This is a genomic window from Streptomyces sp. NPDC054847 (assembly GCF_053610925.1).
In genome coordinates, this window is the sequence record NZ_JBSGZJ010000270.1 from 1 (window position 1) to 9,784 (window position 9,784).

Annotated in this window: 5 protein-coding genes and 1 pseudogene; 1 reads left to right on the plus strand and 5 read right to left on the minus strand. The window is 72.5% G+C overall.

Annotated elements, in window-relative coordinates:
- Nucleotides 1-50: 50 nt before the first annotated feature.
- Nucleotides 51-1,733, minus strand: coding sequence for an alpha/beta hydrolase (locus ACWGH4_RS23495; RefSeq protein ID WP_453464108.1), 1,683 nt, complete (start codon nucleotides 1,731-1,733; stop codon nucleotides 51-53).
- A gap of 275 nt (nucleotides 1,734-2,008) precedes the next feature.
- Between ACWGH4_RS23495 and ACWGH4_RS23500 the strand changes: the two are divergent.
- Nucleotides 2,009-2,492: pseudogene (locus tag ACWGH4_RS23500) on the plus strand (isocitrate lyase/phosphoenolpyruvate mutase family protein).
- Here ACWGH4_RS23500 and ACWGH4_RS23505 read toward each other — a convergent pair.
- The 4 genes from ACWGH4_RS23505 to ACWGH4_RS23520 form a co-directional block, all read right to left on the minus strand.
- On the minus strand, nucleotides 2,443-2,844 hold the full coding sequence (locus tag ACWGH4_RS23505) for a (2Fe-2S) ferredoxin domain-containing protein (RefSeq protein ID WP_453464111.1): 402 nt from the start codon (nucleotides 2,842-2,844) through the stop codon (nucleotides 2,443-2,445). The pseudogene ACWGH4_RS23500 and the gene ACWGH4_RS23505 overlap by 50 nt on opposite strands.
- Nucleotides 2,845-2,999: 155 nt before the next feature.
- A complete protein-coding gene (locus ACWGH4_RS23510) occupies nucleotides 3,000-3,842 on the minus strand; it encodes an aminoglycoside phosphotransferase family protein (protein WP_453464114.1) in 843 nt (280 codons plus the stop codon).
- A 104-nt stretch (nucleotides 3,843-3,946) separates the two neighbouring features.
- A complete protein-coding gene (locus tag ACWGH4_RS23515; RefSeq protein ID WP_453464117.1) occupies nucleotides 3,947-4,993 on the minus strand; it encodes a bile acid:sodium symporter family protein in 1,047 nt (348 codons plus the stop codon).
- Nucleotides 4,994-5,084: 91 nt separating this feature from the next.
- Nucleotides 5,085-9,761: an SAV_2336 N-terminal domain-related protein gene (locus tag ACWGH4_RS23520; protein WP_453464120.1), complete on the minus strand. Its 4,677-nt coding sequence runs from the start codon at nucleotides 9,759-9,761 to the stop codon at nucleotides 5,085-5,087.
- Nucleotides 9,762-9,784 lie beyond the last annotated feature (23 nt).

Sequence of the window (9,784 nt, forward strand, 5' to 3'; positions counted from 1 at the left end):
GGGTCCTTCCGTGTGCGCGGCGGCTCAGCGGCCTGTCGAGAAGCCGGCGATCAGGGGGCCGGGGCACCGTACGCGGGCAACAGGCCGGAGACCGCCGGCGGCCACACGCTGTACGGCAGCGCCCTCACGGTCGCAGCGCCCGGCAGCCGGCGCTCGGACGGCGTGCCTGCCGACACGGTCGGCGCCGCCGGATCCGGGATCCGCTCGACGAACGGAGGGAGGTCCTGGGCACACCGGGTGCCCTCCGGCGGCGGCGCACCGGTGAGGAAGTAACGCACCACATGACGCGCCACGCACGCGCTCGGATTGTCCAGAGCGGTGTGTCCGTACCCGTCGAGTGTCAGCAGCCGGGCCCTGCCCAGTTCCTCGGCCATCGCGCGGCCCGCGGTGTACGGGGTGGAGGGGTCGTAGGTCGGGTTGACCACCAGCACCGGGTGGGCGGTCGTCCGGTTCCACGGACCGGTGTAGGGGTGCGCCGCCCGGGCCGGCCATGCGGCGCACGGCTCGTTGGCCCACGTCCACCAGCGGCCCAGCGCCCCTGCCTCCGCCACCGCCCGCCGTTCCAGGTCCGGGTAGCGTCCCGGCGACCGCGGGTTGGGGCTCTCCGCGCACAGGACCGCGAGCGACTGCTCGAAGCCCGGGTACCGTGCCGGCCCTGCCGACGCCGTGGGCTCCACGGGCGCCCGACCGTCCCACAGCGCTTCCAGCGTGTCCGCGGTCCCGGCCCAGCCGGGGTGCACGGTGTAGAGCCCGCCGCGCACCTCGCTCACTGTCCGTGCGTACGTCCACTCCCCTACCGGCCGGCTCTCCAAGCGCCGGAGCAGGGAGTGGTACTTGGCACGGGTCGCCTCCGGGCTGCCCGCCGAGAACACACAGCGCTCCACGGGTGCGCGGCCGCAGTGGTCGAGGAACTGCCCCAGCGTCTCGGCGGAGCCCCGGTGGGAGCCGAGCCGCAGGAAGGTGTTCAGCTCGGGCTCACCGGTCGCTCCCCCGTTCGCCCATGCACGCGGGTCCACGTTCCCGTCGACCACCAGACGTCCGACCCGCTCGGGGAACAGGTTCGCGTAGGTCGCGCCGAGCAGTGTGCCGTAGGAGATGCCCCAGTAGTGCAGGCGTTCCTCCCCCACCGCACGACGCAGCAGGTCCAGGTCGCGGGCGGTGTCGGCGGTCGAGACGTGGCGGAGCAGCTCCGGATCGCGCCGCTCACAGCGCTGGGCGAGATCAGCGTACGCCGCTGTGAACGCGCGCTGTTCCTTCTCGCCCACCGGGAACGGGGGCACCTGGGCATGCCAGACGGTGGCTTCCCCTGCGGTGGCGAAGCAGCGCACGGCCGTGCTCTCGCCGACGCCTCGCGGGTCCCAGCTGACGATGTCGTAGCGGTCGCGCAGTGCGCGTGGGAACTTTTCGTACAGTTCCGGCAGCCCGACGGTCCCGGGGCCGCCCGGACCACCGGGGTTGAAGAACAGCGTGCCGAGCCGCTCGGCCGGCTCGGCGCTGCGGTGACGGATCACGGCGAGCTCGATGCTGCGGTAGTCGGGGCGGGCGTGGTCGAGCGGCACGTTCGCCACCGCGCATTCGAACCCGGCCTGCGCCTCGCCCTTGCAGGGCTTCCACTTCAGTACCACGGTGGCACCGCCGCCGGGGCCGCCGGCGGACGCCGGGCCGACCGCTCCGAGCAGCATCACCAACGCCCCGGCCACCGTGCCCGCGGCCCCTTTGAGGGGTATCCCCATGACGGTCCTTGGCATGGACGGGCCCTTCCCTCGCGGCTGACGGGAGTCGGCCCTGCGACAGCGGCCCCTGCCATACCACCGGCGACCCGAACGGCGGGCAACCGACACGCGTCCGAACGGGCGGTCGGGATGTCGAGGACGGTCAGGTCACGCGGCACCGCGACGGCAGGCCCGGAGCAGGAAGCGCCGCTCTGCGCGGCACCCCCTCGACCTCGCTCGTGGCGGAACCTCTGAAGGCTCGCGCCGCAAGGCTCCGCGAGCCGCACGGCAAAGAGATGCTCGTCCTGCCCAACGTATGGGACGCGGCCAGCGCGGCGGTCGTGGCCGAAGCCGGGTTCCCCGCGTGCGCCACTGCCGGCGCCGCCGTCTCGGCGATGCTCCGTCATCCCGACGGCGAGGGCGCGGGAGATGTTCGCCGCGGCCGGCCGGGGCGCCCGGGCGATGTCGGTCCCGGTCACGGTGGACGCAGAAGCGGGATACGGCATGCGGCCGCGTGAACTGGTGGACCGGTTGCTGGACATCGGCGCGGTCGGCTGCAACCTGGAGGACACCGACCACCGGGCGGGGGGACCGGTCGACGCCGGGGCGCACGCCCAGGGGCTCGCGGACGTCCGCACCGCCGCGGACGATGCCGAAGTGGACCTGTCCCGCCGCGGTCCCGGCCGACCGGGCGCGGTCCCGAGTCGCCGGGGCGGGGCGGCGAGCGCGGCTACCGCGTGCGGACGCCGCCGGACGGCGGCGGGATCATCTGGAGCGTGAGCGTCGCCGGCGGTTCGGCGATCCCCGGCCCGCCGGCCGCCGCCCACGCCAGCACGTCGTCGGTGGCGTCGTCGTCGAGCGCCCAGCCGATCCACGCGGCACGCGCCCCGCGGCGGCGTCCCTCGGTCGACGGCTGCACGACGATCACGTTGGCCTGGCCGCACGGCCCGAGACAGTCACTGGTCCGCACCGCGAGCCGCCCCCCGGACGCGGCGGCGGCGTCCCGCAGTCTGGCAAGCTGCCCGGCGTGATCGGTACCGGGGTTCTTGCGTGGGTCACCGCAGCAACAGCCACGGCAGACGACCAGGGTGCAGGGGCGGGCGCCGAAGGGGCGTATGGCGAACGTCGTCACCGGGTGATCTTCCCAGCCTTACGGCCCGCACCCGGGCCGGGGCCGCGGTGACGCCGGACACGTCCATGTGCCCCGCCCCGAGCCCATGTGTTCGGCCGCCCGCCAGGACTCGTCCGGCCGGTCATGTACTGGTCAGGGGCCCCTCCGTCTCGAGTTCAGCCCGATCCGCAGCGCTCAAGTGCGGCACGAACCTTGTTGAGCCCCTCCGCTCTCCAGTGGTCCCGGCCGGGCATCTGGTCGTCCCGGCGCCAGCGCCAGGCCGAGAACATCGCCCAGTTCAGGGCGCGGCACCGGTGAATCAGGTCGTGGTCGGCCCCCGCATAGTGCTTTCCCACTTCATCGGGCGCATGGGCGAGGTCGAACTCGACCGGCCCGCGGCAGCACGTGGCGAGGTCCACGAAGAGCGGGCCTCTCCTCGTGTTGAGGAGGTTGCCCGGATGCGGCTCGCCGTGCAGCAGCTGATCGCCGGCTTCGTCGATGCCGATCGCGGCGCTCTGACCACGGAGTGCGTCGCTGAGGAGTTCCCGGTCGGAATCGGTCAGCTCGGGGGACCGCTCCCGGTCGTCCACCTCTCTCAGTGCCGCGGCGACCCGGTCGGTGAAATGCGGTGCGTCCAGATCGATCCGACGGAGGGCGGCATGGTGCCGCATGAACACGTCTGCGTAGTCCGCCGGCGCGATCTCTGATCCGGCAGCTTCGTAATAGGTCCAGAGCGAGATGGCGAAGGCATCGCGCACATGGACCCGTGGGGCGACCCGAGGGTCCAGCTCGGCCACTGGAGCGTCGACGTCGGCGAGACGGTGAGCCACCTCTACCTCGAACTCGGAATCGGCCAGATGCCCCGAAGGTGCGACCCGAGCCAGGACATCGCAAGGGACCAGACGCAGCGCGACGCGGTCCGAGTTGTGGATGACGACCACATCGTCGACCCGAAGGCCAAGCTCCGAAGCGGTCGCCCGTCCTGCCTCGACTGCGCGACGGAGTTCCCGTGGCTCCATACCGTCCTCCCTCACTGTCGAGTACACGTACACCTCTGGGAGCGACGGCGACACCCCCGACGGCGGGGCAGTGCCTCCGCGTCGGAGCAGCCGGTCCGACGCGTTCAGCGGGTTCGCAGCGCGGCAGGCGCGTCGGGCACGGCAGGGGCACGGCGCGGGGCCGGCGCCGTGCGGTCCGGGTCCTGGGCGCGGCGCTTCGCGATCACCGCGCAGACCATCAGCTGCATCTGGTGGAAGAGCATCAGCGGCAGCACCGCGAGACTCGCCTGCGCCCCGAACAGCACGGTCGCCATGGGCAGTCCCGCCGCGAGGCTCTTCTCGGAGCCCGCGAACTGGATCGCGATCCGGTCCGCGCGCCCGAAGCCGAGACGCTTGGCGCCGAACCAGGTGAGCGTCAGCATCGCCGCCAGCAGCACCGCCTCGACGGCGAGCAGCGCGCCGAGCCGCACCGGGGTGACCTGGTGCCAGACGCCGGCGGTCATGCCTTCGCTGAAGGCCGTGTAGACGACGAGCAGGATCGAGCCCCGGTCGACGTACCCGAGCACCTTCTTGTGGCGGACCAGGAAGCCGCTCACCCAGCGGCGCAGCAACTGACCCGCGAGGAACGGCACAAGGAGTTGGAGCACGATCCGCAGCAGCGAGTCCGCGGAGAAGCCGCCTGCCCCGCCGCCCAGCAGCAGGGCCGCCAGCAGCGGCGTGAGGACGATGCCGGCGAGGCTGGAGAAGGAGCCCGCGCAGATCGCGGCCGGCACGTTGCCCCGCGCCATCGAGGTGAAGGCGATCGACGACTGGATCGTGGAGGGGACCAGGCACAGGAAGAGCAGCCCGCTGTAGAGCTCGGGCGTGAGCAGGGCCGGTTCGAGCCCGCGGGCGGCCAGTCCCAGCAGCGGGAAGACCACGAACGTGGCCGCGAGCACGGTGACGTGGAGCCGCCAGTGCCGCAGTCCGTCGAGCGCTTCGCGCGTGGAGAGCCGCGCGCCGTAGAGGAAGAACAGGAGGGCCACCGCGCCGGTCGACGCCCCGCCCGCGACGTCGGCCGCGCGGCCGGAGGCCGGCAGGAGTGCCGCGAGGGCCACGGTCCCGAGCAGCGCCAGGATGTAGGGATCGATCGGCAGCCAGGACGGCAGGCGCGGGGTACGGCGGCGGCTCATGTGCTCCACTTGCTCTCGGTCAGGGTCGTGCCCTTCCCATGGTCCTCCGCCACCGCTTGATCGGGAATCCCGTATGCCGTGCTGACTGCCATCACGTTTCATGATGATCGTCGTCCCACGGTGATATCTCGCGGTGTGCGCGCCCCGCGGCCCGCCGTGCCGAAAGCCCCGCGAGTGCGCGGAGAGTGGGCTGCGCCCGGCGCATCGTGTCGGGGAAACGGAGGTCGAGTGCGTCGGGAAGGGTGCGCTTCCAGAAGTGGTGCAGCGGCTCGAGCCACTCATCGTCATGGCCCTGAGCGGCGAGTTCCCCGATCAGCTCGAGCTGGCGCGGTGCCACTTCGAGCACGAGGTGGCGGAACAGCGGCGCCGCGGGAACCGGCGTGGCCGCCAGGCCTTCGGGCTGCGTCCTCATCAGGAGCTCACACGCCTCCTGGCCGAGCAGTGCCGACTTCTCGTAGGCCCGCAGCAGGCTCCCCCAGCTGGACAGACGCGGGCTCAAGGACTCCAGCGGAAGCGTCAGGGTGGAGGCGTCGCCCTCCGCGAGGCGGATGCGGATCTGCTCCGGCGAGTCGGGCGACCCCGCAACGTCGACCTGGCCGTTCCACACCGCACACAGGATCCGGTGCAGGATCCGGCACCGGTCCTCCTCGGTGCCGACCAGCCAGTCGTCGCGATAACCGAGGCGCTGGCGCCAGTGCAGAAAGTCGTCGACGACCGCGGCGTCCCGCGACCCGGCCCACAACCGCAGCACCTGCCGCACCTCGGAGACATCCGTGAGGCTCATGCCGCTTCGGAAGAGCACCACGGTGACCGACTCCGTGTCGACGGCCCTGAGCTCCGGCACCGTCCCGTACGGCCACCTCACTTCGCGCTTCAGGAGAGTTTCGACGGCCGAGTCCGCGGCGGTCTGCGGATAAGTGACGAGAACCTTCAGCCGGCCGGTGCCATCGGGCTCGAAGCCGACCGGCAGCAGTCCTGCCAGCTCGTGGCGCAGCTGGTCGAGCCAGTGCGGGCCGACGGCGGCGTTGTCGTCGCCGGCCGCGGCCTGCAGCAGTACGCCGAGCGAGGGCAGCAGCGGGCGGTCGCCGAGCACGTTCGATTCGACGAACAGTTGCTTGACGCGCCGTTCGACGACCTGCTTGATCTCCTGGACGCCGGCCTGCGGCGAGCGGCGCACCGACTCCAGGGCACGCACCCAGTCGTGCGACCGGATGATCCTGGCCAGCAGGCCCGCTGCGTCCTCATGCTCCGGAAGGCCCTCGTGAGCAAGGAGCCGGCCGAACACCTCGTCGTAGAAGGCGGCGAGCATCCACTGTGGCGGCAGAAGGTACCGGACGCCCACGCGGTCCTGACGGTAGAGCTCGTTGCGGCGCTCCACGAAGTGACTGCGCTCGTCCTCCTCATGGCCGCGCAGCGCCTTGACCAGCTCGCCTATCTCCCTGGTGGTGCGCAGCAGCGGCGGCCGCCAGCGCGACTCCTGGTCCTTCCACCCGCGGTGCCACTCCTGCCGGACCCGCCACTCGTACCAGGCGTCCTGCTCGTCGAGGGTGCTCCGCACCTGGGGGTCGCCCCAACGGGCCGGTACGAGCCCACCCACCGACCGCCGGATCGGCCGGATCTCCGGACGGACGGCGTCCACGCCCTCCGCGCGTGCCGGATCGTCGGCACGGTTGCCGAGCACTCCGGCGAAGCCGAGCTCCGCCACCCGCTGCGGGTGCCCCGGCAACCCGGTGAGCAGCCTCTCCAGCCGGAACGGACCTACTTCGCCGATGAGTTCACGGGCAGCCGGGCCCGGTCGGAAGCGCTCGGCCAGTCGTGGGACCTCCACGTCCAGATCGCGCCGCAGGAGTCCGAGCGCGTCCTCCATGTCGCCGAGCCGGTCGCGCAACGCCCGCGCGATGGCCCTGGTGCCTCTCGGCAGCAGGTCCGGCGACGGCACGGTGGGAATCTCCCGCGCCCACAGCGGGCCGATACCGGAGCGGTCGAACATTTCGCGCACCCGTTCGGCGCCGTCGTCGGCGGCTCTGCCCGCCTCCTCGTCCATCGCCCGCACGGCCTGCGCCAGCAGCCGGCTCGCGATGATCTCCGCCAGATCGCCGACCGGGACGGACAGCGAAGCGGCCAGGCTGGTCGACAGGGGTCGGAGCCCGATCCCGGTCCGGGACACCGTGGCGCGCTCGACGCTCCTGTTGGCGAAGTTCGCCGCGAACGACGGGAACTCGTCCGCGGCGGAGTCCCGCCCGCGGGACTCCAGTCCGGTGCCGATGAGTGACGTCACCGTCGCGGTGACCGAGCGCCGCAGATCGTCCGGCTGCATCCCGTTGCTCCGACCGAAGAGGATCGCGGTCTGGACCATGGACGGGCTCAGCCTGACGGATGCGTCGCCGGGGTACCGCACGGACAGTGAACCCTCACTCAGGACGTCTCCGAGGTCGGCGCTCGCAGCGGGCGAGTTCTGGTCGTCGATCAGCCGCGCGAGGTCGACCAGGGCTCGGGCGGCGTTGAGCTCCGCCTCGCGTCCGCCACCGGCGTCCGGCGGGAACGCGGAAGGCATCACCACCAGTGGATAGATCTTGACATTCGGGAACCTGGACCTCCGGAATTCGTGACCGATCAGGTGGAGGAAGTCGTAGAAGACCCCCGCGCCGGTGCCGCCCGCGACGGAGAACGCCACGAACACGTCGCACCCGCGGATGGCCCCGCCTCCCACCTCCCGCAGGTCGCCCGCCGAGTTCGCGAGGGCTCCGATCGCCTGGCGCAACTGACCCAGCGCCGGCCCCGATCCACCGGACATCGCGGCGAAGAGCGACGCCCTGCCCACGGTCGGCAGCTGTCCGGCGCCATGGCGCAGGGGTGCCACCCTCGGCTGCCGCTCCTGCGGCGGCAGCCAGTGACGGGTCTCCTCGTCGAGCGCGACCCGCAGCATCCGGGTCACTTCCGGCGAGCTGTCGTAGGGCGGGAGCAGTGCCTCGAGAACCCTCGAGTTACGGGCGTGCGCGGGGCGGTGCTTCCTCTGGATGCCGTCCGCCAGCCGCTGGATCTGCGACTCGCTCATGTCCGCGTAGACGAACTGCAGGAAGTCGGGCAACTGGAAGGGCAGCCGACGGCCCCCTGCGACCAGCCTCGTGCCGTCGGGACCGCACAGGCCACTGCGCAGTGCATGTTCGAGATCGGCCCCGATGCGCAGGCCGGTACCACCAAGGCCGACGAACAGCATGGGCTGATGGACCAGGCCGAAGGTCGGGGTCCCCCCGGTGGCGCGCGGCGACGCTTCCGGCTCGGCAGGCCGGGGTGACCGCCAGGGCTCGCCCTCCGGCGCCGGCTCCCGAGCCGACGGGGGCGGGGTGACGGGCGCTGCCGTCCCGGTGCCTGTGCCGGCGCCGAGCCGCCTCAGCACCTCGACGGGCACCTGCGCGAAGGGCTGTCGCGCGGTGTCGAGCATCTCCTCCCCCTGCCCCTGCGGCGAGGGAAGCAGGGACGTCGTGTCGCGGGTTCGTCCCGCGGACTCGGCGACGTAGGCGGACACCTGTTCGTGCACCCGTACGGTCTCCGACGCACGGATCGTTCCGAGCAGTACGTCCCGTACTCCGGGGACGAAGTCGTACGGCGTACGGTCGGGCTCCTCCGGGGCGCCGAGCTTCCGGATCAGCCCGCTGACGAACACCTCGGCGAGATGGGCGGGTCTGGTGCCCGGAAGCATGGTGTGCTGGACCAGCCTCATGACCGGCAGTGTGAGCGGCGCCGCCGCCAGGTAGCCGGCGAGCCGGAAGGCCTGTGGCGAGGCCGCGGACCTGAACGCTCCGACCAGGTCGGCGGCGGTCGCTCCGCCCGCTTCCCCCAGTTCCGTGTCGCCGGGCCACGGCCGGCTGGCTCCGCCCCGTCCTCGCGTCGGCGTGGTGGTCACCATGGCGTCGATGCCGCCGTGCGCGGCGCCGGTGACCAGCCGGGCCCACGAAGCGAGCCAGTCCGGCTCGATCTCCAGCACCGGCACGGGCATTCCGATGTGCTGTCCCGTGAGGGGCGTCGCACCGTACGGCTCGGCGATCAGGCCGGTGTTGGGGATGCCGGGCGCGGTGGAGTGGACGCGGGCGGCCACCGGGCCGGCTCCCGTCCGGTGCCACAGACGCTGGGGCAGCGGCTGGAGGACGGCGAGAGGCCCGGTGCGCCCCCAGAGGCGGAGCACGTCGTGCGCCTCGCCCGACCACCAGATGTCGTCGACACAGTCGCTGACGACCAGGACCGCCTGTCTGCCGGACGGGTCGACCAACTCCCGCGGGCTGTGCAGGCTGTCCGTCGGCACGGCTCGTGCGGCGACACCGAGCGTCCCGTCGCCACCCCGTCGCAGGTGCCAGAGGCGCACGTCCCGGAAGGCGCCGAGACGTTCGAACAGCTCCCGCAGTTCGTCCACCAGCGGACGCCACACGGCCATGGAGGAACCGGCGTCCACCACGATCAGGAGACTGAGCCAGCGCTCCGGTGCCGGCAGCAGGAGCGGCAGGACCAGGCGCTCGTCGGCGATACGGTCCGCGGTCGCCGTCTCGTCGAGAATCGTGCGGCGTGCCGAGGGCACCCGGCGTTTGAGCGGCCGGAGAGCGCGGAGCAGCTCCAGTCCGCCGGGCAGGGCGGCGGCCGCGGGTGAGCGCACCGCCGACGCGTTCGTGAGCCCGCCGGGTCCGTCCGATTCCGCGGGCTCCGGCGGGTACAGGAAGGCGTCGTCCGCGGGCGCCGGGTCCGGCGCCGGGTCCTCCCGCCGGGGCGGCGCGCTCACGCTCTCATGGACCGGTTCGGGAC